This window comes from Flocculibacter collagenilyticus (assembly GCF_016469335.1).
GTDB classification, from domain to species: Bacteria; Pseudomonadota; Gammaproteobacteria; order Enterobacterales; family Alteromonadaceae; genus Flocculibacter; species Flocculibacter collagenilyticus.
The window spans coordinates 3,044,803-3,069,906 of the sequence record NZ_CP059888.1 but is presented as its reverse complement, the minus strand read 5'-3'; the positions used below and the strand labels follow the sequence as shown (position 1 = coordinate 3,069,906).

Genomic DNA, 25,104 nt, shown 5'->3' with positions numbered 1-25,104 from the left:
TTTAAACTCTAATCTAAGGCTGGATTCTGCCACTAAAAGGGCATGTATACGATTTACAGAGTAGACAAATACCTTGAATATACAAAGGATAGACGTGTATGCGATGTATTTTTATGTATGAATATTCATTTTATGAATATTTAGTATTTCTTAATAGTTGAAAGCTGAATTGAAAAAGTCGAGAGGGAAAAACAGAAAAGTGATTTTTGTAACTACAAGAAAAGTATTAGAAATAAAAAAAACTATTAATTAATGCACATTTTTTAGTAGTCGTATTTGGCAAAAATGTCAATACAAGGTAAGCTAGCGCGTCTTAGTAGTTTCTAAATATAAGTTTGAGTTCAGACCTTTCGTCGAAAATGATTAGTATGTCTAAAAATTTAATAAAAATAACATTAGCTTCAGTTTTCCTTTCATTATTTTCAGCTCAATTATCAGCAATGAGTGTTGGCGATTATTTTAAAGAGCAACAGAAAAAGAAAAAGTCTGCAAAAGCCAAAAAAGAAAAAGTGGTTGAAATTCCACAATACTCTCTCATGATGATTGGCGGTGGATTAAAAGCTTGTTCGTCAATGTCTCCAAGAAATTGTACACGCACTGATGACGACATTTTTGACAAGGCCAAAACTACGCAGTTATTTGCTATGAGCGAAAGTAAAGTTAAGCGTATTAACGATACTGAATTTTGGTCTCCGTCTCGTTCTGATATTCAGCAACAAACACACCGAGTGTTAGATTATTTACTGGCGCGTTTAGGCACAGAAACACTCACAAGAAAAGAGTTTGAAAAGTCCTGGAAAGAGTCTGAACTTGAAATTGATGGCGTATGGGTGTCAGGTAAAGATGCATTCTACGCTTTATCAAAACGAGAGCTAGCTTACGTGTTAGATAACTTAGAAGTAGAAGTTAAAGTTGGCGATAAAAAGAAAGAACGCGCACAAGAAAGAGTGAGTATTGAACATAGTAAAGATTCAATCAGCACAGCTATTTATCGAGAATTTGTTGATCTTGCAAGTAAGGTGGCTGGCGGCAAAAAACCTAAAGTACTCGTTGTAACCGCGGGTGAGCGAGATAGCTTCGCAGCTGCAGATTTATACGTGAATACCTTTGCATCAGCTGGAGCAGAAACGCTTTGGTTGCCTATTGATCCAGCATACCAAGTGGCTAAAAATAGTGAAACATGTGAAAAATTAGCAACTTATCGAGCTAATATCCAAGGCGCATGGAACCGTGATGCAGTTTATCCTTACTGGTCTGAAAAGCAGACTCAATTTTGTAAAAAACCTCGCTTAACCATTGCAGAAATTAAAAGTGCAGACGCTATTTTTATTGGTGGTGATGATCAAACCTTAATCTTTAAAGCATTTAAATCGAGTCAAGGCTATGACACTGAAGAGCTTAAACTGATAAAAGAACTGGTAGAAAAAGGAAGCTTAATTGTTGGTGCATCCAATGCCGGTACAGCTGCACTAAGTGGAGGTCAGTTTATGGCTTCAACAACACCGATGATCACAAGTGGTCGTAGTTTAAATGCGTTACTTAATGGCAGCCACAATACTACGGCTCCTAAACTTGGCTGCGCTAAAGAAGGTAGCTGCCAATCTGGACTAGATGAAAATGATTTAACGTACCAAAGTAAAGGCGGATTAGGATTGTTCCGCTGGGGGATTTTGGATACACACTTTTCGGAAAAAGGCAGGCAAGCGCGTTTAATTAAACTAAGTGCAGATACTGACACACGATTCGGCTTTGGTATTGATGAGAAAACAGCTTTATTAGTTGGTTGGGAAAGAAAAGATAAGAAACAAGTGAACTTTAGTGTTGTGGGTCAAGGCGGTGTCTATGTTATTGATAATGAAACAACAGAGAACAAGTTTAAAGGTGACGTATCTAAGTTAAATAATGTTTCGACGCATTACATCACGACAGGCGACACAATGTTGTATCGTCAGGGGGAGTTAAAAGTGACGTTTGCTCCTTGGAAATACAGCGTTAACAATCATCAAACACCTTTATTAGTCAGCGGCACTATTTTTAGTGGCCAAAATTACAAGAAAATATCTCAATTAATGTGTATGACGCAGGCTAAAAGTGCCCAAGGTCGACAGCAACGTAACGAACGTGGATTCCAGTTAGATATTAAGAAGTCACGTTCTACGCTAACTCGTATGGGAGTTACTACTCACATGGGTGTTGAAATGAAACTATGTTCTTACCGTAATTTCCAGGTAGATATTAGTCCTTTGCTATAATCAGCATTTAGTTAATTGAAGATATAATTAAATGTCACAATTTGAGTTAACGGCAAACTCTAAATATTTAATTGAAATTTATCAAAAATTTGGCAGCAAACGCTTAGGTATTGGCCTGTACTTGGCTACCTTGTTTGTTGCCTCCATTGTCCAACTGATCTATCTATATATTGCTTTTGGTTATATTAATATCAATCAAATCGCGATAAACCTTTTCTTTCTCGCATTAGTAATTCCATTTTTTATTTTTGGTTACTTAAACTTAATTAAAAAGTTTATTCATACCGTTGACTATATAAATGATTCAAGTCGACAAGAGCACCTTTTAAATCAAAATCTTCAAGACAATATCTACCGTTTGAATTATGAAATTGAAGAGCGTAAGAACGCATTCCAAGCAAAACGTAGAGCAGTTGATGAGCTTCGAAAAGAGGTTACCGAGCGTAAGAAAATGCAGCAAGAGTTGCAGGAGCAAAGTTTACTGCTGCGTTCGATTGTTGATAGTTCACCTGACTTATTCTATTACCGCGATGAAAATGGTTTATTCGCATCATGCAATCGCATGTTTGAAAAGATCATCGAAAAATCAGCATCAGAGATTTTAGGTAAACGTCCTTCAGAAGTGTTTGCTGATAATCCTGCGATTGAAGCAATTGTTAACGATCATGAAGTTTTTTCTCATCATGTTGAATTAACCATGGATGTCGAGTTTTTTACAGAAAACGGCTCATGTTGGTTCGAAATGAGAAAAGTGCCGTTTTATGATGGCCAAGGCAAATACATTGGATTGCTGGGGTTTGGGCGTGATATTACGGAACGTAAACTAACGGAAACTAAACTCGAACGAGCATATTTAGAAAAAGGGCGGTTTATTGCAACATTAAGCCACGAATTAAGAACTCCGCTTAATGGTATTGTAGGTTTAGCAAGAATGCTGCTCGAATCTGAAATGAATCAAGAACAACGTAGTTGGGTTAATACAATTTTCAGCAGCGCTGAAACATTAGGTAATATATTTAATGATATTATTGACTTAGATAAGTTAGATAGAAGTGAACTCGATATTTCTTACGAATCGGTTTGTTTAACAGACTTTATTAATGATGTTTTCAACTTTGGCTGTTTAGTCGCACAGCAAAAAAACTTAGACTTTAAAATTCATCGTGAAGGGCCGTTGGAAAAGTTTGTTTACCTCGATCCAACTCGCTTGCGACAAGTATTATGGAACTTAATTAATAATGCGGTGAAATTTACCAAACAGGGTGAAATAGTGTTAACAGCAAGGCTTATTCAGCTTGGTGACTTGCCAATGCTAGATATTGAGATCTCTGACACTGGTATTGGCATTCCTGAACACGAGCTAGATAATATTTTTGAGCTTTATTATAAGGTAAGTGCAAAAGGGCAAAATAATGCGCTTGGCTCGGGTATTGGTTTAGCAGTTTCTAGAACACTAATTGAAAAAATGGATGGCACAATTAGTGTTCAAAGTAGAAAAGGTGAGGGAAGTTGCTTCAGTATTAGCCTTCCGGTGCAATTTGCTCAAAAAGAAATGCCTGCATTGTATGATGGTAAGCCGTTACACATCCTGTTGGTTGAAGACGTGCCGCTTAATGCGCAAATTGCGATTGCCTTATTAGAGCAGCGCCATCATGAAGTGGTGTGGGCTGAAACGGGAGAAGATGCACTGGCATTTTTAGAAACTGAAGATGACTTCGATTTAATATTGCTAGATATGCAATTACCCGATATGAATGGCAGTGAAGTGGCAAAGATTATCAGGCAAGAGTCGCGCTTTGATAGTGTAGCTATGGTTGCACTAACCGCAAATGTGAGAAAAGCTGACGAAGAGCTGAAAGGCATTGATATGCAGGGCTCGTTAGCCAAGCCATTGAACACGGCTAAATTGGATAACGTATTAGCAAATCTATTTGGCAGCAGTGATAATCATGAATTAATTGTGGTTAACTCAAGTGATATTGAAAACGTGGAGGAGCCAGTCTCTGTCTATCAAGGTCATCACGTTGAAGCCCTTGATGCAACGACTTTAGCTGAGGATACAAAAACGGAATTATCGCTGTTAGACGAATCAGCAATTGATGACTTCTTGGTGGCGTTAGGAAAGGAAGCTTTCACACGTAGTATTAATTTATTTAAAACCTTATATCCTGCTTACCTCAAAGAAATAGAGAATGCGCTAGAGCAGCAAAATGCAGAAAGTCTTACTTCTTCAGCTCATAAGCTTAAAGGTGCGGCGGGGTCGATTGGTCTTCGTAGAATACAATCTATTGCTAAAGAGATAGAAAACACACAACAATACGACTGGCAGAAATTACCTGAAGATATTGAACAATTAAGAAAGCACGTAGAGTACGACTTATTAACTGTATTTGAATATTGTGAGAGGCATCGCTAGGATTTAGCCTAAAGCGTTGTAAGCTTAAGGTAGATACTGTTACAGCTAACGACAGCTAACGTCGCTGGTAAGCTTCTTAAGGTGATGCAGAGCGAAATTTTGTATTGGTTTAATAAGATGTTTAAGGTAATAAAAAAGCAGTGTTACTTATTAAATAACACTGCTTTAATCGTCAACTTAACAACGTAAGTTTATTGAGGTAAGTTTATTGAGCGTTTTGCTTTTCGATTTTACCGATAAAGCGATATCCTTCACCGTGAATCGTGCTAATTAGCTCTACGCTTTCATCTTCACTTTCAAAGTGCTTACGAATACGTCTAACAGTTACGTCAACAGTTCTGTCGTTCTCTCTAAGCTCGCGGCCTGTCATGTGCTTGATCAGCATTTGACGAGAGAAAATTTTACCCGGCGAGTCTAGCATTAGTCTCAATGCGCGGTATTCACCTTTAGGCAGTCTTCTTGATTCACCTGATGGTGACGTTAAACAGCGACTATTTTCGTCTAGTATCCAGCCATTGAACTTAATAATACCGTCGTTACTGATAGGATCTTCTGCTGGGCCACCTAGTGCACGTTGTAACAAGTTACGTGCTCTGATAGTTAACTCTCTAGGATTGAATGGCTTAGTAACGTAGTCATCAGCACCAATTTCTAGTCCTAAAATTCTGTCAACGTCATTATCGCGACCAGTAAGGAAAATGAGAGCCATATCCCCAGTTTGTCTTAACTCTCTTGCTAGAATTAAGCCGTTCTTGCCAGGCAAGTTAATATCCATAATAACTAGATTTACGGTGTGAGTAGACAACTGTTCGTGCATTTGCTCACCGTCAGTCGCTTCTAATACATTATAGCCTTCTGCTTCAAACAGGCTGACTAAATTGAGGCGAGTTACATCTTCGTCTTCAACGATTAGGATGACAGGTGTTTCCATTGTATTTAGGACCTTTAGTTAAGATTGCACCATAAAAGTAGTATTGGTTATTTAGACCAAATACCCTCTGTGCAATACATTATATTCAAACAAACCCACGGATTATAAGTTGAATACAGCAAAGACTCAAGATGCTATTTTTGTGGGTAGAATTTCGCTAAAGCTAATAACTTAGCATTAATACGTAAGCTGCTTTGCTTAAGTTCTTTACGGTTAACATAAAATTTGATTTTTTGCTGTTCATAAACCAGTGAGATTAAACCACCATTAGCCAAAAATTCTTGGCTATCGCCTACAGTTAACTGCGTTTTAGACAATAACTTTAGGCTTGCTTCAGTAATATATTCGATGTCATGCTTTGAAATATATACGAGTTGGCAGCTTTTGTTGCTTTCGTCGTCCAAAGGTAAGGCAAGTTTGCGTATAGTTATATTGTATTTATCTGTTTTCAACGTGTCTTTTTGTTGTAAGACGCTTGATGGTGATTCAGGTGATGTGTCGGAGAAACAGAAGATTAGTTCATTTTGCGATACTCCTTGCCATTGCACAAAGCGCGTCATTTTAAATATAAAAGCAGCACGTACAGCCTCAACCGATACTGCTTGTGCGTTAGCTGCAGCATTATTGATAAGCAGCAATAGCAGAACGCATAAGCATGCTATTGTGCGATGTTGAAAAGCAATATTTCTATTCATGATGTATGCTGCACAATAACAGGAAACACAATTTCAAAGGTAGCGCCTTTATTGGGCTTTGTTTGCATGGTAATGCGACCTTGTAGAGCTTGTGTTACAAGGTTATACACTAAATGCATGCCTAAACCACTTCCTCCTGTGCCTCTGGATGTTGTAACAAAAGGGTCGAAAATCTTATTCTGTATTTCAGGCGCGACGCCTTTACCATCATCCGAATAGGTTATTTTAATTTCGTTTTGTTGGTTTAATAATTCAACGTTAATGTTTATATTTCCGCTATGGTTTTCATCAAAAGCATGAATTAGCGAGTTCATCATCAGGTTAATAATAATTTGAGTAAGAGGGCCAGGCTTTGATGTAACAAGCAGTTGTTTGTCACAGTCAATGGTAATTTTGTGATCAACTTTTTTCAGATGTGGACGAAGTGTTACTAATACTTCTTGTAATAATTTATGACAACTAAATGTGCGTGTTTCTTCATGAGATTGGTCAACTGCAACCTGTTTGAAACTTGAAATAAGTTCTGCTGCACGGTCGAGGTTGCGGTAAATAATATTAAGGTTATCTTCGCCTTCTTTTAAAAAGCGTTTGAGTTGATTTGCACTTAGTTTTTCATTTTCAAACGCTTCTTGAATCTTGCGTAATTTATCTAACATAAGTGTCGACGCGGTAACACCGAGCCCAATAGGGGTATTTACCTCGTGTGCGACGCCCGCAACCATTTGCCCAAGTGAAGACATTTTCTCTGTTTCAACAATTTGCTGCTGATATTGGTGCATTTTTTCTAATGTTGCCAGTAGCTCGGCGTTTGACTCTTTTAATGCGATAGTGCGCTGATTGACTTTTTCTTCTAAGTTTTGATTTAAAGTTAGGTTTTCTTGTTCTGCCTTATCACGCTTATGCATGGTTTGCTCGATACGCTGAAGCATAATGTTGAAGGTTTTAGCTAACGTATCTAATTCAGCAACTGGTATTCTCTCCATTCTTACTGAGTAGTCTTTTTCTTTTGATATTTTCTGTACTGTTCTAACAAAGCTTTGTATTGGGCGGTTTATGCGCCGCTTAATAGCTAATGCAAGCAGTAGTGCAATTATCAATAACGTGGCTAATAGCACGCCAGACATAGTTAAACGTTCAAGCTGATTTTCTTTTAGCTTGTCTAGCGAGGCACGAATATACACATAGCCATAGGTAAGGCCTTCGTATTCAATTGGTTCAATATACTCAAGGTAGTCGGCAGTAAACGTCGGGGTTTGCAGTTGCTCTATTTGAGTTATTTTTGAAATAACAGTCGGCACCCCCAATTTGTTGTAGCTGGTAAAAAAGTGAGCTTCCTCAGTAATTTCATCTTTTTTATAAATATGTATATTTTCTATTGTGTTGATAGCTTGAAATGATGCTAAGCGTGTTTTTTCAGTATCTGGGTCATTAAAAATAATACTTGTACTTGCGTTAAAGGCGATTAAAGCAGCGGTAGACGTTACTTGATTAATTAGCTCTTCTTTTTGGGATTTTATTTCGAGCGTAGTCATGGCGATAACTTGCACCATTAATGACAACGCGCAGATGGACATGATCCCCCAAATTAACGCATTTTTAATAGAAATTTTGGTTTTAAAGTCAGTCAATTATGAGTTACATAAATTAGATAGGCTTAATTATAGTTAAGCATAAACTGCTTTTTTAACAACTAATTATTTGTAAATCTCGCCACCAACATTAGCACACCTAGCTATTTATAAGGTGCTCAAAAAATCAACTTAAGCTTGGTAAATGCTAAACTTTTTGGTTTTGGTGATACACAAGCATTGGCCAAACGTTTTTTCAATAATAGGCGGGTATTTAAGAAATGAGTTAGCAACAATGTAGAGGCCGTGGGATTTGTTTGTACGACTGTTTAAATGTGACTTTGCATCCCTTAAAAATTGCTCTGTCATGTCGTACCGAGTTTTGACACCGTCATGAAAAGGCGGGTTAGATACTATGTAGTGATAGTTTTGAGTAATTTCTGAAAGACCATCAGATAAAAATACTTCGCCGTCTAACCCTTGTTCCATTAATGTTTTTTGTGTTGATGCTACAGCAAGTGCGCTTACATCAACCGCGGTCACTTGAGCTTTAGGATTATTTTTGGCAAGCCATGCTGAAATAACACCCGCGCCACAACCAAAGTCTAATATTTTTCCACTCAATGGCGTTTTGTGCTCAGTTGCTAATGTTTCAAGCAGTAGTTTAGTTCCTTCATCTAACTCTGTTTGGCTGAACACGCCAGGCAGGGCATATATATCCAATTCAGTATTAGCCACGTTGAATGAGTATTTGCTAAACCAGTCTTCAGGTTCAAATGCCTGCTTTTCTTTAGGTGCCGAAATAGCAAATAGTGAGCAATGTCTGGCTGAGTCAATTTTATCAACGCTTACGGTGTATTCTTTCAATAATTTGGGTAGTGATTTTACGCCACCTTTATTGTCGCCAACCACATACACAACCCCATCACTTTTTAATTGTGCAAAAATATTTTCAATGTTGAAAAGAAATTCTTTTTTAGATTTTGGAAAAAAAAGTAACGCAGCATCGAATGTTTGAGCTTCGTTATACCAAGGGCCAATATGATGGTTTACGGTATGGTTAGAGGTTGTAGCACAGACTTTTTGTGCATTTTGATAAGAGGCAAAATTCGACGTGAAAGCCGTAATACATTTCGCGTGTTGGCAAACGGTAGTCAGTAGGTTATCTGTAAACGCATTAAATATGAGTAGCTGCTCCACCTCTAATAAATCAATATTTCTAACAATAAGCTGGCTTGGGTTTGAAAGTGGTGACATAGCTAATCTCTGACTAAATTATTTCGTACAAATGATAATGTTGATGAAGATGGCAAAGTGTAAAGAGAAAATGCTCAATCCGTTTTTTAGTTACGCGTTGCGTAAAGAAAGTGATTGAGCATTCAGTTGCAGATTACTTCACACGCTTAAACATAATATCCCAAACACCATGACCAAGTTTTTGGCCACGATTTTCGAATTTAGTCAATGGGCGATGATCTGGACGTGGCATATAATCGCCATCTGTTGCTAAGTTTTCAAAGCCTTCCATTTGGTTCATGACTTCTATCATGTGTTCGGCGTAATTTTCCCAATCGGTTGCCATATGAAAAACACCGCCTATTTTTAGTTTTTCTTGAAGTTTTGAAACAAATTCAGTTTGCACAATACGACGTTTGTGGTGGCGTTTTTTATGCCATGGATCAGGGAAGAACAACTGCACAGTGGCTAAAGAGTTGTTCGGAATATTATCTCTTAGTACTTCTACTGCATCGTGCTCATAAACACGTAAGTTTTTAACATCGTGCTCAGCGGCTTCACTCAAGCAAGCGCCTACGCCCGGACGGTGTACTTCTATACCGATAAAATCTTTTTCTGGTGCATTTTTTGCCATTTCAACTAACGACTTGCCCATGCCAAAACCGATTTCTAATACAACGTCACTCGTACGGCCAAACACATCTGCAAAATTGAGTTGCTGATCATTATGCGTTAATCCCATAGTTGGCCAGTACTTTTCCAGTGCACTAGCTTGCCCTTTAGTTAAACGGCCTTCTCTTTTTACAAAGCTTTTGATTTCGCGAATGTATTTGCCTTCGGCTTTTGCTTGTTCCAGTGTTTTTTGGTCTTTTTGCATGGTGACTTGTTTGATGTGCGTTAGTTTTAAAGGTGCTAATTATCGCCCGTATTAATAGGCTTAACAAGTTTATCCTTGTTTTTTGCTAACGAAAGCCTAGACTGTGCCGCAATTTTAAGAAGATAGATGTTGTTTGAGTGGCAAAATACGTGACTAACGCTGAATTTATTTTATATGACGATACTTGGTTTGCCGATCAGGTTGTTAACTGGTATCACGCTAAAGGGCGAAAAAATTTGCCATGGCAACTGAACAAAACACCTTACCGAGTTTGGGTATCGGAAATCATGTTACAGCAAACTCAAGTGGCAACAGTTATTCCTTATTATCAACGTTTTATGGAACGCTTTCCAAATATTGAAAGTTTAGCAGAAGCACCTCAGGACGAAGTGTTAAACCATTGGACAGGGCTTGGCTATTACGCGCGAGCAAGAAACTTACATAAAGCTGCTCAGCAAGTGGTTGATATCCATGATGGAGTGTTTCCTAGTAACATTGAAGATGTAATTGCATTGCCGGGAATTGGCAGAAGTACTGCTGGTGCTGTTTTATCGCTATCGCTTGGGCAGTCACACCCAATTTTAGATGGTAATGTAAAACGCGTACTTACTCGCTTTATGGCCTTAGAAGGTTGGCCGGGTAAAAAAGATATCGAGAATAAATTGTGGCAAGCTGCAACCCTTTACACCCCAAAGCAAGAAGTTCCAGCCTATAATCAGGCGATGATGGACTTAGGTGCCACAACCTGTACACGCTCAAAACCTAAGTGCGATATTTGCCCGTTAATTGATCGCTGTGCAGGTTATCAAACGGGTAAACCAACTCAATTTCCAACGTCTAAACCGAAGAAACAAATTCCTACAAAAAGCACAATAATGCTGGTGATTAAACAAGACGATAAAGTGCTGGTTAAAAAGCGTCCGCCGACGGGGATTTGGGGTGGGTTATATTGTTTCTACGAAGTTGAAGAAGAGCAAAATATTGCAGAAACATTATCAAGTTTGGGTTTAGTTGCGCTATCACAGCATGAGTTAAGTTCGTTTAGGCATACTTTTAGTCACTATCATTTAGATATTAAGCCAATACTCATACAAGTTGAACATAGTGATAATTATTCTATAACCAAAGTGGCTGAGCATGAATTGCAGCTTTGGTACAATTTAAATGTAACACAAAAAGTAGGGACAGCTGCCGCTACTCAAAAAATTTTAGAGATGATTATCTAGCGTGCGTGTTGGAAGGTAATATAGCTACAAATAAAATTGTATTGGCTATTTTGGTCAGTAATATAAACTATGAATAGGGTAAGCCCTAGTAAAGATTTTTGAATGAATTAAGGAATTAGAAATGTCGCGTACAGTGTATTGTGAATATTTAAAAAAAGATGCTGATGGTTTAGATTTTCAGCTTTATCCGGGCGAGTTAGGTACCAAAATTTATAATCACATTTCTAAAGAAGCTTGGGCGTTGTGGCAAAAAAAGCAAACCATGCTTATCAATGAGCACAAATTAAACATGATGGATGAACAGCATCGCGCGCAGCTAGAAGAAAGCATGGTGAAGTTTTTATTTGAAGGTGAAGATATTGTGGTAGAAGGTTATAAGCCACCTGAAAAATAACGCCAAATCTCTCTATAAAGCCAATGTAAATAACCTGACTGTGGTAATGTTTATATTGGTTTTCTCTCGTTTTGATTACGTTTAATCATTGCAATCATGGCACGTAAATAGCGTATCAGGGAGGATCTCATCACATCAGATTACTAATTACATCAGATTATTAGCATTAGGCTACTAATATCACCATTGGTTTTATGTATTTCTAAAACACGCTCTAATAACATTTAACTTCAATAAATCCCCCCTATCTGCACAATATATGTTGGCTACGCTAAATCATTAATGTAACGTCTAATTATCATAATAAAAAATACAGCCAGCATTATCTTTAGTTGGCTATGACTTTAAATGAAGAATATTAAACGGGGAAAGTGAAATGAAAAGATCAGCATTAAGCTTAGCGCTAATTGCGGCTATAGGTTTGGCAGGTTGTAACAGTGCACAACAATCTAACTCGGCAAGTTATGAAAGTGCGGTAGCTTCCGAGCAAAGTGTAAGCGAGCGTTTCACGCAGTTTTCCGATCAGTTTATCGAAGATTATTGGAGACAGTTTCCTGAGTCCTCTACATGGGCTGGATATGGTAAATACGACCACATAATTACTATTCCGAATGCGGAATCAATGGTAAGCAATATGGCGTTTGTTGAGTCTAAACTAGCGCAGCTTCGTGCTTTTGACCTAACTAAATTAGCACCTAAACAAAAAATTGATTATTACTTAATAGAAAATGCGTTACAAAGTGAAGCTTGGTATACCAAAACGTTTAAAGACTGGCAGTGGAATCCATCTAATTACAATGTAGCCGGAGGTTTTGCACAAATACTTAATAGCCGATTTAAGACCGATGATGAGAAACTATCACTTGTGTTAAAACGGTTACAGTATGTACCAGATTACTACAATGCAGCACAGCAAAACATTAATAATCCAACATTAGAATATACTCAGCTGGCTATTCAGCAAAACCAAGGTGCTTTCAGCATACTGAATGATGAATTACTAAAGAAAGTGGAGCAATCTAATCTTTCGTCAGACGACCAAAAACTCTTTATGGGGCGCTATAGTCAAGCAGTCGAAGCCATAAAAAACTATATCTCATTTTTAACAGCACTCGAGCAAACATTAGCTAAAAATGGAGATGCACGTTCATTTAGAATTGGCGAAGCACTTTATGAAGAAAAATTTGCGCTTAATATCCAGTCTGGTTACACCGCAAAACAAATGAATCAAAAAGCCTTGGCAGATAAGGCTCGAGTAACCGCTGAAATGGTTAAGCTTACCGAGCAATTATGGCCAAAGTATTTCCCTAATACAGCAAAGCCCGCGTCTGACAACGAAGCTATTGCAAGGCTCATCAAACACTTATCAGTTAAACATGTTGCTAAAGACAATTTTATATCTGAAATTAAGCGTCAAATTCCTGAGCTTGAAACGTTTGTTCGTAAAAATAATTTAGTAACGCTGGATCCTGACAAGCCATTAGTGGTGCGCGAAACGCCAGAATATATGCGAGGTTTCGCAGGTGCATCAATTAGTTCTCCGGGACCTTACGATAAAAAAGAAAATACGTATTACAATGTAACGCCGCTAGACAATATGGATGAAGAGCAAGCCGAGTCATACTTAAGAGAATATAACCACTGGATATTACAAATTTTAAATATTCATGAAGCCATTCCTGGGCACTATGTGCAACTGGTTTATGCTAACGAATCACCATCATTAATTAAAAGCGTATTTGGTAACGGCGCAATGATAGAAGGTTGGGCTGTTTACGCTGAGCGCATGATGCTTGAAGAGGGCTACGGCAATTTTGAGCCAGAAATGTGGTTAATGTATTACAAATGGAACTTACGAGTGATTTGTAACACCATTTTGGATTACGGTATTCACGTAAATAATATGACCCAAGAAGAAGGGTTAGATTTACTCATGAACGGCGCGTTTCAAGAGCGAGCAGAAGCCGAAGGCAAGTGGCGAAGAGCAACACTAAGCCAAGTTCAACTTACCAGTTATTACAGCGGTTACCGTGAAATATACGACTTTCGTGAAGCGCAAAAGCAAAAATTGGGCAGTGACTTCGACCTAAAAGCATTCCACGAGCAATTTTTAAGTTATGGTAGTGCGCCAGTAAAATATATTCGTCAATTGATGAAGTAAATTTATACGGATTAAGTAGTTTTGAACGAGAACGCCTAGACTTCTTAATCCGGTTTTTCGTTCACTGTCAACCTCCTCCATAGAGGGCTATCTCTTCAAGAGTGCTGTGCTTCAGAGTTAGCCTACTACTTACAATATAGAGATTTACATACTATGTTTTTTGTACTAAATTCCGGCGTTGGTAATATAAACTAGCTATGTCGATATCTAATTAAATTTACAATTTAGCATGTTTACTTGCACGGATATTCTTGGCGCAAAGTAGTGTAAACCACAAATAACGCTAACTCATCAGAGTCAGATTTGCTCAAAAGGTTGTAGGCTACTTTATTTATAACTTCTTTAATTGGGACAGGTTTCCCTAGGCAAAAGTCATTACTTACAGGTGCAGCATACCTATTTAAGCGGTTATTTATACGAGTTTTGAACGCACGTTCAGAAAAGGTCAAACGTTTATCAGCTTGAGGATCGGAAGTTATCCCAGAATCAATAGCTACAGCTCCATCGATAAAGCCTTTTATATAACGAATGCATTGCTGGCTCTCGCTGCTTTCACTATCTACCTGAAAATTTTTACATAAACCATATAATTCTTTTTGTGTCAGCGGTTCAATAGCAACTGAAGAATTGGTCTGCGTCATGCCAAAAATAATCACAGGCAAGTAAAGTAAACTACCACGGTTCTTCATTATATTTTCTCCTGATATGAGATGGTATTTGTTAATTGGGGTGGTTAGCGTTAAAAACGCAAAACAAATTGTAGTTGTTACCTATTATGAAATTTTACACATCATTAATTAATGTGCATTCCGTCATTTCAGCTAGACCGCTAAATAAGTTATCGCTATTTAATAAGTTATAGTTCAATTACAGATAAAACCGCAATGTTAAATAAAAAGTTGCTGGCATTTTTCTATTGCCTGTAATAGCTATTTAATAAACTTGAATGCATTGAGTAGGAACCCAATGCATTGTGCAATCACTCAGAACTAATCAATGTTTACCACAACCTTTCCCTTTGCGCGCCCCGTCGCTAAATAACTCAGCGCTTTTTTGCTTTCACTAAAAGAGTAAACTTTATCAATAATCGGTTTGATAATTTGATCTTGGTATAATTCGCCAAGTTTAGTTAGTTGCTCACCGTTAGGTCGCATAATTACCATACGATATAGTGCAGACTTATTTTTAGCCAGTTTCATAATTTTACGAGACTTAAACTTCAATAGGGTGCTAATGAACCAGTTCACACCAAACTCATCTATGGTTTGAGGATCTAAATCACCTACAATCGAGACAACTCGCCCACCTTGTTTAATAACTCGAAAGGCGTCTTTAGTATATTCTCCACCGAGCGTGTCATACACTAAGTCAAACTCATTAATTAACTCGATATAGTTTTGCTTTTTGTAATCGATCACGCGGTCTGCGCCGAGTTGTTTTACCCATTCAACATTGTTGGTGCTGGTGGTAGTAGCGACATAAGCGCCGTGTGCTTTAGCCAATTGAATAGCCATTGAGCCAATGCCACCTGAACCTGCATGAATCAATACTTTGTCGCCTTTTTTAAGCTTACCAATGTTAATCATAGCCTGTAAGGACGTTAAGCCAACCAATGGTATGCTGGCAGCTTCAGTATGTGATAAAGCAACAGGTTTTAGTGCTAGGTGTTCATGTTCAACTACTGCATATTCAGCTAAGGTGCCTATTTGTTCTTCACTGACTCGGGCAAACACTTGGTCGCCAATGTTAAAGTTAGATACTGCTGAGCCAACGTCAACGACTTCACCACTTAAATCAAAACCTAAGCCACTAGGTAGTTCAAGTTTAATCAGAGCCTTAAAGTTACCATTGACCACCTTATAATCTACTGGATTAATACTAGACGCATTTACCTTAACCAATACTTGTGAGCTTGTAATTGTTGGTTTGGCAATAGTGTTAAACGATAAACTTGCGTCAATATCACCATATTGAGTTAACTGTAATGCTTGCATGATGTGTGTTCCTAATACTGTAAACAAATAATTTGATAAGTTGAGCGATATGTTAAGAGGCAAAAGGCTTAAGAAAAATAGGCACTTTTGATATACACTTTTGCTTAAAAGGCAATAAAGCTGATTTTTTAATGGAAAAAGAATGGATAAATTACGAGGGCTTAAATATTTTAAACGCGTGGCTGAACTAGGAAGTTTTACATTAGCTGCTAATGAATTTGATGTACCTGCATCGTCAATTTCAAGGCGGGTAAGGGACTTAGAAACACTAATTGGTGTTGAATTATTGCAGCGTAGTACTCGCCAAGTGCATCTTACTGAACTTGGGCAACGTTACTACTCTATGATATGTGAAGGCATTCAGCGTTTAGATGAAGCCGATGTCATGATCAGTCAGCAGCTAGAGGCACCTGCTGGAGTTATTTCAATAAGTTGCATGCCGACATATGGTGAAAAGCGATTAACCCCCATTTTGTTAGAGTTTAATAAACTTTATCCTAAAATTATTTTCGATTTGCACTACAGCGATGAACTTATTTCGCTAGGGCAAGATCCTGTTGATATTGCGATTCGCGGCGGATTTGCACCTGATGAACATTTAATCGCAAAGCGGCTATCTAACAATGAATTTATATTAGTTAGTTCTCCACAGTATTTGGCTACCTTAGGTACTGATGCGTTACCCTTATCTAAAGCGCAACTATTGCAAGTTAACACACTTCAGTATCGTGCACCTTCGGGCATTATAGACTGGTATATGAATGAGTTAGATTGGCAGAAATTGCCCTTAGCACCCAGTTTAATTAGTAATAATGGCAGTGTATTTGAGCAAGCGTTGATTAATGGTCGTGGTATTGCATGCGTGCCTAAGTGGAGCGTTGCTAACTATTTGGCTTCAGGGGAGTTAGTGAATGTGCCTACAGAGTTCCCAGTATCAGTTAGCCCCGGTGGTGATGTGGGCGTGTTTATGTTGTTTTTGAAATCTAAGTATCAGATTACAAAAGTTAAGCTGTGTATTGATTATATTTACACGCAACTATGTGACATTGAGCTTCAGCAAACAATTAAGAATTAAAGAATATTTCATCAAAGTTTCATTTGTCACATTTATGTCATAAATAGTATCTACACTTGAGCGCATAAACTTGCTTGCTACTTCAAATATCCTGAAGTGGCTCAATTAATCTTCCAATGTATGGAGCTTATAATGAAACTTAAAACTTTAGTCAGTGCATTAGGTTTTGCTGCTGCAACGATGATCTCAAGCCAAGCGATGGCCGTTGATGCAAACTTACCAGAATATGAAAAAACCAGTGGTATTTCGGGCAACTTATCATCGGTTGGTTCAGACACGTTAGCAAACATGATGACATTTTGGGCTGAAGAGTATAAGCGTTCATACCCTAATGTAAATGTGCAAATTCAAGCTGCGGGCTCATCTACAGCGCCACCAGCACTAACTGAAGGTACTTCTCAGTTTGGTCCAATGAGCCGCAAGATGAAGTCAAAAGAAAAAGAAGCATTTGAAAAACGCCATGGCTATAAACCAACACCTGTTCGCGTTGCAATTGATGCATTGGCAGTATTTGTTCATAAAGATAACCCAATTCAAGGTTTATCAATTAACGACGTAGATGCAGTATTCTCTTCTACACTAAAGTGTGGCTCGGGCAACAAAGTAACGCGCTGGGGTGACTTGGGCTTAAATGGTGAGTGGACAAACAAAGACGTTCAGTTATTTGGTCGTAACTCTGTTTCTGGCACATACGGATACTTTAAGAAAAAAGCCCTTTGTAAAGGCGACTTTAAAAATACGGTAAATGAACAGCCTGGCTCTGCGTCTGTTGTGCAATCAGTATCAGCATCATTGAATGCAATTGGGTATTCAGGAATTGGCTATAAAACGTCAGGCGTTCGTGCTGTTGCGCTTGCGAAAAAAGGCGGTGAATATGTTGATGCAACAATGAATAATGCGGTTTCGGGCAAGTATCCGTTATCACGCTTCCTATATGTTTATGTGAACAAGCATCCTAATAAACCGCTTTCACCAATGGAACAAGAATTCTTAAAAATGATTTTGTCTAAAGACGGTCAAAAAATTGTTGAAAAAGACGGATACATTCCTTTGCCTGCTAAGGTAGCGCAAAAAGAAATGAAAAAGTTAGGCTTACTTTAGCCTAACTTGTTGTAAGCACGTTGTTTAATGTAAAAATACAAGGACTGTATAAATACTAGCTAAAACTAGTACCAACCTGTTGCCCCAGCTTGCTGGGGCATTTTTAATTTGAAAAGCCTGAGCTAGTTAACGCTTAATTCAATTCCTAATTTTTGTAACTGTATTATTTCATTTTCTAAATCTGCTTTTAATAGCGCTTGCTTAGTTAACCACTGCTGAGGCAGTGTGAGTTTACATGCGTTGTCTTTTGCACTAAAGCTGTACTGCGGCAAATACTGATCCTGACGTTTTTGGCTAAGTAACGACGCTAGACGAAAAATGGCAAGTAAGCGATGAACCTGCGGTGCTTTGTAATTGGTAAGTTGCGGTAGCAAATGCAGCTTTACCTTTTTACGATACATTCTTACCAATGCTGCCAATATATTCTGTTGCTCAACGTTAAAGCCAGAAAGTGGAGAGTTAGCGATGATGTAAGCTGAGTGGCGATGCACGCTAGATGCATTAATATGTAAACCGACTTCGTGTAATTGGCAGGCCCACTTTAATAATAGTTTAAGCTCTGGAGAGCCATTCAGTTGCCAACTTGTTTTGACTTGATCAAACAAGGACATGGCTGTTTGTTCCACTCTGCTGGCGTGAGCAGTGTCAGTATCAAAGCGCGTTGCTAAGCTGTTTACCGCACGCTCACGAATATCACCTTGCTCATCATGCTCTACCATTTGGTAAAGTACACCTTCACGTAGCGCCTTATCGGCAAAGCGCATTCGTTTAATATTAAACATGTCAAATGCGGCGAGCAATATAGCTAAACCGCCACATAAAATAGAGCGTCGGTCTTCTGCTAACCCGTTAAGATTAACCTGATCAATGTGATCAACCGTTTGAACTCTTTGTTGCAATGCCTTGAGGGACGAGAGGGTTAAGCTGCCATCTGACATACCTTCAGCTTCGTGAATATCACAGATTGACTTTACCGCACCAGAAGTACCAAAACAGTGTTGCCAACCAAGAGATTGATATTTTTCAAGAATGGGTTCTAGCTCTTGCTGGGCAAGTAGTATGGCTTGTTGGAATGCTTCTGCAGTAATAGCGCCGTCAGCAAAATATTTATCCGTTAAGCTAACACAACCTACATTTCGGCTGCTTTGTGCTATTGGCGTAAAGGCCTCACCGATAACTAGCTCGGTGCTGCCACCACCTATATCGATAACTAATCTTTGCCCAAGAGAATGCACCGAGTTAGCAACACCTTGATAAATTAAGCGTGCCTCTTCTTGTCCTGAAATAACTTCAATAGGGTAAGGGAAAATGTCAGCTGCACGGCTAATAAAAGTATTGGCATTAATGGCGGTACGTAAAGAATAGGTAGCTACTACTCTTACATTTTGAAGGGGAAAGCCTTGTAATGTATCTGCAAAATAGCTTAGTGCTTTTAAACCACGTTGCATTGCTTCTTCGTCGAGTACGTTATTCTCATCAAGGCCAGATGCAAGTTTTACTTTTTGCTTTTCACGGTGAAGAATTTGTACGTCTTGATCGATAAAGCGAGCGAGCACTAAATGGAAGCTGTTAGAGCCTAAATCTACAGCGGCAACTGTATTAATATCGCGCTCGTGGCGTAATGGTTTACTTGTCATTCGTTATACAGTTAGTGGAATATATATCGCCGCACTTTAGCAGTTTTTTATATAACTGTTTAGTAGCAATCACTTGTATTTTTATAAGATACAACGCTATGACTCTAATCGCTTTATATAATTGTAAATTTCTACTTGGGAACGTATCGCTTTTTTAGGTGACTGAAATGCTTGCCTTTCAGGCATTTCGACTGCTGACAAATAGCAATTTTGTTGCTGTGAATCGATCACTCTTGCTTTAACGGTATCGTTAAATTGAATATCTAATAGGTCAAGAATGCGTGTTTTCAATTTCTCATTGTAAATTGGTACTGCCACTTCAACACGCTCATCTATGTTTCTACGCATCCAGTCAGCCGAAGAAATAAATACTTTAGGTGACCCATTATTTTCAAACACCATCACTCTAGGGTGTTCTAAAAATCGGTCAACAATACTCATAACAGTGATGTTTTCACTTACATTAGGAATATTTGGTACCAGTGAAACCATGCCACGCACTAATAACTTTATAGGGACACCTGCTGAGCTTGCCTCATACAATTTATCGATTAATTGCTTATCTACAAGGTTGTTTACTTTTAATTTAATACCGCTCGGTTTGCCTTGTTTTGCTTGGCTAATTTCATTATCAATTAATGTATTTAATCCATCTCGTGCGTTTAGTGGTGATAAGAGCAGGTGTTTAAATTCAAAGCGCTTAAAGCTATGAGAAATAAATTTAAAAACACTATCTACTTCCTGAGTAATGAATGGATCTTTGGTAAACAGGCTGAAGTCGGTATATATTTTGGCGTTTTTTTCATGAAAGTTCCCTGTGCCGATATGCGCATAGTTTACTAATTGCTTTTTTTCTTTACGGGTAACTAAACAGAGCTTGCAATGTACTTTTAATGAAGGGATACCAAACAAAACAGTCACGCCAGCTTCTTGCATGACTCTTGCCCATTGAATATTGGCTTCTTCGTCAAAGCGTGCGCGCAGTTCAACCACCACAGTGACTTGTTTGCCGTTGCGCACCGCGTCTTTTAATGAGCCAATAATGCGTGATTTTTTGGCTACGCGATAAATATTTAGTCGAATATGAGTGACCTTAGGATCGAATGAGGCTTGGCGAATGAATTCGGTGAAATGTTTAAACTTATGATATGGGTAATAGAGCAGGATGTCGCTTTGACTAATCGCCTCAAATACTGTGCTGTGGCGAGTGAACGCTTTACTTTCGATAGCGGGTAGCTTTGGAAATTCTAAATGGTTTTTGCCGATATTGGGAAAATTAATAAAGTCTTTAAAATTACGATAATGTCCACCTGCGGTAAGCGAATCGTAAGATGTTAGCTTGAGCTTTTTTTTAAGCATTTTAAGCATTCGTTCAGGCATACTTTGCTCATATACTGCTCGCACTGGCTCTGCTGTTAAGCGCTGCTTCAAGCTTTTAGATATTTTACCTAATATGCCTTCGTCAACCTCATCCTTGATATCGTAAGCTGCATCTCTTGTCACTTTAAATGAATAAGCGCTAATTCGTTCAAACTGAAATAAGCCCTTAAAAATAGCATGTAGAAAGTGGCAAACTACGTCATCTAATAGAATAAATTGTTTAGTGCTCATTTTTGATGATGTAGGCAATTGCACAAAGCGATTCATATCTTCACTTGGGATTTCAATCACGGCGTACGTTTGCTTACTTTCGTTGTCCATTTCAACAAAAAAGTACGTTAAATGGTCTTCAAGGCAGCTAATTAAATCTAAGGCATCGGTAACGATAATTGGGGATATAAACCGTAGTACCTTATCTTTAAAAAATTGTGCTAGCCATTTACTTTGTTCGTTAGAGAGTGAATCAGCGCTAACAATTTCTATAAAGTTGGCTGTTAGCTCTTTCATGACATCTTCAAAAATTTGATTAAATTTCTGGTGTAACACTAATACTTTCTTTTGAATATCATTAAGTAGCACTTCTTGATTAAAGTCGAATTCACTTTGGCGCAGATTACCCAGTAAAATCTTCCGTTTAACTTGTGATACGCGAACACGAAAAAACTCATCTAAGTTACTGGAAAAAATACCTAAAAATCGAACGCGTTCAATTACCGGATTAACAGGATCTTCAGCTTCCTGTAATACACGTTCATTAAAAGATAACCAGCTTAACTCTTTTGGAAAATAGCGCTGCTGAGAGGTAACAGATTGTGCTGAAAATGGTTGTTGGCTATCGTTTGGCATACAATTAGCCTCGTTATTATTAGAGCGGTTTATAAGCGATTATTTGTTTTGGAAGCGTAATGTAATAAATTTTAGACGGTTTATGCGTTTAAGCTAGGCTGTCGAAAATATGTAAATGGAAAAAGAAGCAAAGTAGGGTGAGTATAGTAGGTTTAGTATGTACGGTATGTGCGATGTGTACAGTAAGTCACATCATAGCTAATTGATGATGTGACTGAGAGAGTTAATCGCGGACAGTCTAGTCAAGCGAGTGTGTATTATGCTGATGCTTCACTTGGTTGATAAGCGTGTGAATCACTTTCATCGACTTCTGCTTCAACAAAAATATCGTTAGCAATGGACTCAAGTGCAGAAATGACCTCATCAGCATCCATACCCTTAGGTAACGTAACAGTAGCTTGTGCGTTAAAGATAGGTGAGCCCCAATTAGGTGCGCTTTGCTGTTTACTAGTAAAGTGTAAAATATTAGCGCCTTTATGCTGGATAACACTTGACAGTTCTTGCACAATGCCGGGTCTGTCATTACCTGTGATCACTAAGGTTAGTTTTTCTACATCAGAGATAAGCGCTTGTGCACCAAGTTCAACTTTTACTGATAAGTCTTCAAGGGATGCAAGTGCATCTTGCAATGTTTGTAAATGCGTTTCATCAACTTCTACTTGTACTATGCCAGCAAAATGACCCGCTAAGTGAGATAAATTACTTGCTAACCAATTACCATGGTTTTCAAGTACTGTTTTGGAAAGAGAGTCTACTAATCCTGGTTTGTCAGGACCAATAACAGTTAATACAAGTTGTTTCATTGGCAGATACCACTAGTCTTGAAAGGGAAGATAAGTCTAACTTTAATGCCATATTTTATCGAAGATGTCTAGTATTTTAGTCTTATAAATTTAATAAGTGTATAACAAGTTGCTAATCTTCTTCTTTATCAGCTGCTTACTAGTTGCTAGCTGTTTTCCCCGCCTAGTTAGAGCTAAAAATGGCATTTTTTTGCTGCTGTAACATTAGTGTCATATAAGTGAAATATAATCCGGCTCAAATTTTTAGGGTAGAGGCAAGTATGTCACAACAAAGTTCGATGGCTTTGACAACTGAAAGCTTTCGATTATATAAAGATAAATTCGCTAAATACGGCGTTACCTTTGGTGGCGTAATGGTTTTAGTGGCATTGTTGTTGATCTTTTTTTACTTATTGTACGTGGTTGAACCTATTTTCCATTCAGTTGAAATAGAAGAGCGTACTACCATTGAGTTAAATAAAAATAATGACATTGGCAATACATTAGCGGTTGGCTTAGAAGAGCAAACAGAAATTGGTTATCGATTTACAAGTACGGGTATAGTTGAGTTTTTTACGTTAAAAAAACCAACTTCAGGTACAACAATTAAATCTGTTTCTGTTACTGAACAAGCAAATATCAGTGCATTCGCTCAAACTGCCCCACATATTGGTCAATACGCTTATGCTTATGACGATGGTTCTGTAACTGTTGTTCGTCCTAGATTTCTTGTTACCTTCCCAGATAATAAACGAAAGATCTCGCCTGATATTGCTTATCCATTTGGTCAGGAACCATTACAAATTGACGAAGAAGGCCGTGCCCTTAAGCAGTTTGCGTTTTCAGTAGATGAAGAAACGGCTGGATTTATTGCGATTACTGAAGATAACGCGGTCATTTTTTCTCATTGGCTTGCTGAAGAAAATATGATGACGGAAGAAATTGAGTGGACGCCAACATTCTCCACGATTGAGATCCCGTCAACTAAGCCATCGCAAGTATTGTTAACTCCCGATTTATCACGTGCGATTGTACGTGCAGAGAATAATATTTTTATTGTTGATACACGCGATCCTGAAGACGTAGAAGTGATTCAAACATTTAGCGCGAATGCTCAAAATGCCAATGTGGTAGATGCAATGTTACTAGCAGGGGCTAACTCATTAATGATTACTAATAGTAATGGAGTTATTTCGCAGTGGTTTGAGGTTAATTCAGAAAACGGTAGGGCCTTCAAAGAAATACGTCAATTTGTCGGCAGTTCAGACAAAGTAAATAAATTATATCCTGAATATTACCGTAAAACGTTTTTTGCAACGGGTGACGATGGCTCACTTGGCGTTTATTACACTACGAGTGAAGCAACGCTATTACAACAGTCTATTTTTAACGGCCCGATTGACGCGCTTGCTGTTGCTCCGCGCTCTAACGCCGTTTTAATCGTGTCTGATAACACATTAAAAGTATTCGAAATTGAAAATGAACACCCAGAAGTTACCTGGTCTGCACTGTGGTCAGAAGTTTGGTATGAAGGCTACCCAGAGCCTGATTATATTTGGCAGTCTACCTCTGCATCAGATGATTTTGAGTCTAAATTCAGCTTAGTGCCTATTTCTTTTGGTACGATTAAAGCTGCAATGTATGCCATGCTATTTGCAGTGCCAATAGGCTTATCGGCAGCTATTTATACCGCTTACTTTATGTCACCAAGCATGCGTAAAACGGTAAAACCTACCATTGAGATTATGGAAGCCTTACCTACTGTTATTTTAGGTTTCTTAGCAGGTTTATGGTTAGCGCCATTAATGGAAGAATATTTACCCGCGGTGGTATTAATCCTCATTTTACTTCCTGTCGCAATAATACTTACCGCGTTTGCTTGGCACAATCTATCTAGCAAAGCGAAACAAATAGTGCCTGAAGGATGGGAGCCAATGATCTTGGTACCTATTGTAATCATTGTTTCATACTTCTGTTTTGCCGTGAGTCCAGCAGTTGAAGAGTTAATGTTTGGCGGGGATATTCGCGCGTTTATTACAAACGACTTAGGCATCGATTTTGATCAACGTAACTCACTCGTTGTTGGTATTGCTATGGGCTTTGCTGTTATCCCAACTATTTTCTCTATTGCAGAAGATGCGGTGTTCTCAGTGCCTAAACACTTGTCTAATGGTTCATTGGCGTTAGGGGCAACTCAGTGGCAAACACTGACTCGTGTTGTTCTACTAACCGCCAGTCCAGGGATTTTCTCAGCAATTATGATGGGGTTAGGTCGTGCTGTTGGCGAAACAATGATCGTATTAATGGCAACGGGTAATACCCCAATTATGGATTGGAGTATTTTCCAAGGTATGCGAACACTGTCTGCAAACATTGCTGTTGAAATGCCAGAGTCAGAGGTAGGCAGTTCACATTATCGAATTTTATTCCTTGCAGCGTTTGTGCTGTTTATTTTCACATTCATTTTTAACACTGTGGCGGAGTTTGTAAGACAGCGCCTGCGTGAAAAATACAGTTCATTATAAGGAAGTCA

18 protein-coding genes are annotated in these 25,104 nt (G+C 38.3%); 8 read left to right on the top strand and 10 right to left on the bottom strand.

Annotated elements, in window-relative coordinates; genetic code table 11:
• Positions 1-368 precede the first annotated feature (368 nt).
• Complete coding sequence (locus HUU81_RS13615) at positions 369-2,252, top strand: cyanophycinase (protein WP_199609482.1); 1,884 nt, start codon at positions 369-371, stop codon at positions 2,250-2,252.
• A gap of 31 nt (positions 2,253-2,283) precedes the next feature.
• Positions 2,284-4,668: an ATP-binding protein gene (locus tag HUU81_RS13610; protein ID WP_199609481.1), complete on the top strand. Its 2,385-nt coding sequence runs from the start codon at positions 2,284-2,286 to the stop codon at positions 4,666-4,668.
• 205 nt (positions 4,669-4,873) lie between these two features.
• Here HUU81_RS13610 and arcA read toward each other — a convergent pair whose 3' ends face one another.
• From arcA to trmB, 5 genes are all read right to left on the bottom strand, one after another.
• Positions 4,874-5,599, bottom strand: a complete 726-nt coding sequence (gene arcA / locus HUU81_RS13605; RefSeq protein ID WP_199609480.1) for a two-component system response regulator ArcA — start codon at positions 5,597-5,599, stop codon at positions 4,874-4,876.
• A gap of 134 nt (positions 5,600-5,733) precedes the next feature.
• Positions 5,734-6,294, bottom strand: a complete 561-nt coding sequence (locus tag HUU81_RS13600; RefSeq protein WP_199609479.1) for a YfiR family protein — start codon at positions 6,292-6,294, stop codon at positions 5,734-5,736.
• Positions 6,291-7,922, bottom strand: a complete 1,632-nt coding sequence (locus HUU81_RS13595) for an ATP-binding protein (protein WP_233520506.1) — start codon at positions 7,920-7,922, stop codon at positions 6,291-6,293. The genes HUU81_RS13600 and HUU81_RS13595 overlap by 4 nt, the downstream gene beginning before the upstream one ends.
• A 132-nt stretch (positions 7,923-8,054) precedes the next feature.
• Entirely contained in the window at positions 8,055-9,119 is a 1,065-nt protein-coding gene (gene rsmC / locus HUU81_RS13590; RefSeq protein WP_199609478.1) for a 16S rRNA (guanine(1207)-N(2))-methyltransferase RsmC, read from the bottom strand.
• A gap of 133 nt (positions 9,120-9,252) precedes the next feature.
• A complete protein-coding gene (trmB, locus tag HUU81_RS13585; RefSeq protein WP_199609477.1) occupies positions 9,253-9,975 on the bottom strand; it encodes a tRNA (guanosine(46)-N7)-methyltransferase TrmB in 723 nt (240 codons plus the stop codon).
• Positions 9,976-10,124: 149 nt separating this feature from the next.
• Between trmB and mutY the strand changes: the two genes are divergently transcribed.
• The 3 genes from mutY to HUU81_RS13570 all read left to right on the top strand — a co-directional run bounded on the left by mutY (position 10,125) and on the right by HUU81_RS13570 (position 13,756).
• A complete protein-coding gene (gene mutY, locus HUU81_RS13580) occupies positions 10,125-11,201 on the top strand; it encodes an A/G-specific adenine glycosylase (RefSeq protein WP_233520505.1) in 1,077 nt (358 codons plus the stop codon).
• 121 nt (positions 11,202-11,322) lie between these two features.
• Complete coding sequence (locus tag HUU81_RS13575; RefSeq protein ID WP_199609476.1) at positions 11,323-11,595, top strand: oxidative damage protection protein; 273 nt, start codon at positions 11,323-11,325, stop codon at positions 11,593-11,595.
• Between the two features lie 376 nt (positions 11,596-11,971).
• Positions 11,972-13,756, top strand: a complete 1,785-nt coding sequence (locus HUU81_RS13570; protein WP_199609475.1) for a DUF885 domain-containing protein — start codon at positions 11,972-11,974, stop codon at positions 13,754-13,756.
• Positions 13,757-13,989: 233 nt separating this feature from the next.
• On the opposite strand, the gene HUU81_RS13565 is transcribed toward HUU81_RS13570, so the two are convergent.
• Both HUU81_RS13565 and HUU81_RS13560 read right to left on the bottom strand, forming a co-directional pair.
• The gene (locus HUU81_RS13565) at positions 13,990-14,445 is read right to left on the bottom strand and encodes a Rap1a/Tai family immunity protein (RefSeq protein WP_199609474.1); all 456 of its coding nucleotides are present in this window, start codon (positions 14,443-14,445) and stop codon (positions 13,990-13,992) included.
• A gap of 300 nt (positions 14,446-14,745) precedes the next feature.
• Positions 14,746-15,750 (bottom strand): NADP-dependent oxidoreductase, encoded by a 1,005-nt coding sequence (locus tag HUU81_RS13560; protein ID WP_199609473.1) that lies wholly within the window; start codon positions 15,748-15,750, stop codon positions 14,746-14,748.
• 142 nt (positions 15,751-15,892) lie between these two features.
• Here HUU81_RS13560 and HUU81_RS13555 point away from each other — a divergent pair, with 142 nt between their 5' ends.
• On the top strand, positions 15,893-16,825 hold the full coding sequence (locus HUU81_RS13555) for a LysR family transcriptional regulator (RefSeq protein ID WP_199609472.1): 933 nt from the start codon (positions 15,893-15,895) through the stop codon (positions 16,823-16,825).
• A 132-nt stretch (positions 16,826-16,957) separates the two neighbouring features.
• Complete coding sequence (locus tag HUU81_RS13550) at positions 16,958-17,926, top strand: PstS family phosphate ABC transporter substrate-binding protein (protein ID WP_199609471.1); 969 nt, start codon at positions 16,958-16,960, stop codon at positions 17,924-17,926.
• Positions 17,927-18,048: 122 nt separating this feature from the next.
• Here HUU81_RS13550 and ppx read toward each other — a convergent pair whose 3' ends face one another.
• From ppx to HUU81_RS13535, 3 genes are all read right to left on the bottom strand, one after another.
• Positions 18,049-19,563, bottom strand: a complete 1,515-nt coding sequence (gene ppx, locus HUU81_RS13545) for an exopolyphosphatase (RefSeq protein WP_199609470.1) — start codon at positions 19,561-19,563, stop codon at positions 18,049-18,051.
• A gap of 96 nt (positions 19,564-19,659) precedes the next feature.
• Complete coding sequence (gene ppk1, locus HUU81_RS13540; RefSeq protein ID WP_199609469.1) at positions 19,660-21,789, bottom strand: polyphosphate kinase 1; 2,130 nt, start codon at positions 21,787-21,789, stop codon at positions 19,660-19,662.
• Between the two features lie 257 nt (positions 21,790-22,046).
• Positions 22,047-22,592, bottom strand: a complete 546-nt coding sequence (locus HUU81_RS13535) for a glycine cleavage system protein R (RefSeq protein WP_199609468.1) — start codon at positions 22,590-22,592, stop codon at positions 22,047-22,049.
• Between the two features lie 260 nt (positions 22,593-22,852).
• On the opposite strand from HUU81_RS13535, the gene HUU81_RS13530 reads away from it, so the two are divergent.
• Entirely contained in the window at positions 22,853-25,096 is a 2,244-nt protein-coding gene (locus HUU81_RS13530) for an ABC transporter permease subunit (RefSeq protein ID WP_233520504.1), read from the top strand.
• The last annotated feature ends 8 nt before the right edge of the window (positions 25,097-25,104 follow it).

What these genes read in the sequence shown, in the direction of transcription:
- HUU81_RS13555 (WP_199609472.1), top strand. Translation starts at nt 15,893, where the DNA reads ATGGATAAATTACGAGGGCTTAAATATTTTAAACGCGTGGCTGAACTA.
- ppx (WP_199609470.1), bottom strand. Translation starts at nt 19,563, where the DNA reads ATGACAAGTAAACCATTACGCCACGAGCGCGATATTAATACAGTTGCC.
- arcA (WP_199609480.1), bottom strand. Translation starts at nt 5,599, where the DNA reads ATGGAAACACCTGTCATCCTAATCGTTGAAGACGAAGATGTAACTCGC.
- HUU81_RS13530 (WP_233520504.1), top strand. Translation starts at nt 22,853, where the DNA reads ATGTCACAACAAAGTTCGATGGCTTTGACAACTGAAAGCTTTCGATTA.
- rsmC (WP_199609478.1), bottom strand. Translation starts at nt 9,119, where the DNA reads ATGTCACCACTTTCAAACCCAAGCCAGCTTATTGTTAGAAATATTGAT.
- HUU81_RS13575 (WP_199609476.1), top strand. Translation starts at nt 11,323, where the DNA reads ATGTCGCGTACAGTGTATTGTGAATATTTAAAAAAAGATGCTGATGGT.
- HUU81_RS13600 (WP_199609479.1), bottom strand. Translation starts at nt 6,294, where the DNA reads ATGAATAGAAATATTGCTTTTCAACATCGCACAATAGCATGCTTATGC.
- HUU81_RS13560 (WP_199609473.1), bottom strand. Translation starts at nt 15,750, where the DNA reads ATGCAAGCATTACAGTTAACTCAATATGGTGATATTGACGCAAGTTTA.
- HUU81_RS13610 (WP_199609481.1), top strand. Translation starts at nt 2,284, where the DNA reads ATGTCACAATTTGAGTTAACGGCAAACTCTAAATATTTAATTGAAATT.
- HUU81_RS13615 (WP_199609482.1), top strand. Translation starts at nt 369, where the DNA reads ATGTCTAAAAATTTAATAAAAATAACATTAGCTTCAGTTTTCCTTTCA.
- HUU81_RS13570 (WP_199609475.1), top strand. Translation starts at nt 11,972, where the DNA reads ATGAAAAGATCAGCATTAAGCTTAGCGCTAATTGCGGCTATAGGTTTG.
- HUU81_RS13550 (WP_199609471.1), top strand. Translation starts at nt 16,958, where the DNA reads ATGAAACTTAAAACTTTAGTCAGTGCATTAGGTTTTGCTGCTGCAACG.
- HUU81_RS13565 (WP_199609474.1), bottom strand. Translation starts at nt 14,445, where the DNA reads ATGAAGAACCGTGGTAGTTTACTTTACTTGCCTGTGATTATTTTTGGC.
- HUU81_RS13535 (WP_199609468.1), bottom strand. Translation starts at nt 22,592, where the DNA reads ATGAAACAACTTGTATTAACTGTTATTGGTCCTGACAAACCAGGATTA.
- trmB (WP_199609477.1), bottom strand. Translation starts at nt 9,975, where the DNA reads ATGCAAAAAGACCAAAAAACACTGGAACAAGCAAAAGCCGAAGGCAAA.
- ppk1 (WP_199609469.1), bottom strand. Translation starts at nt 21,789, where the DNA reads ATGCCAAACGATAGCCAACAACCATTTTCAGCACAATCTGTTACCTCT.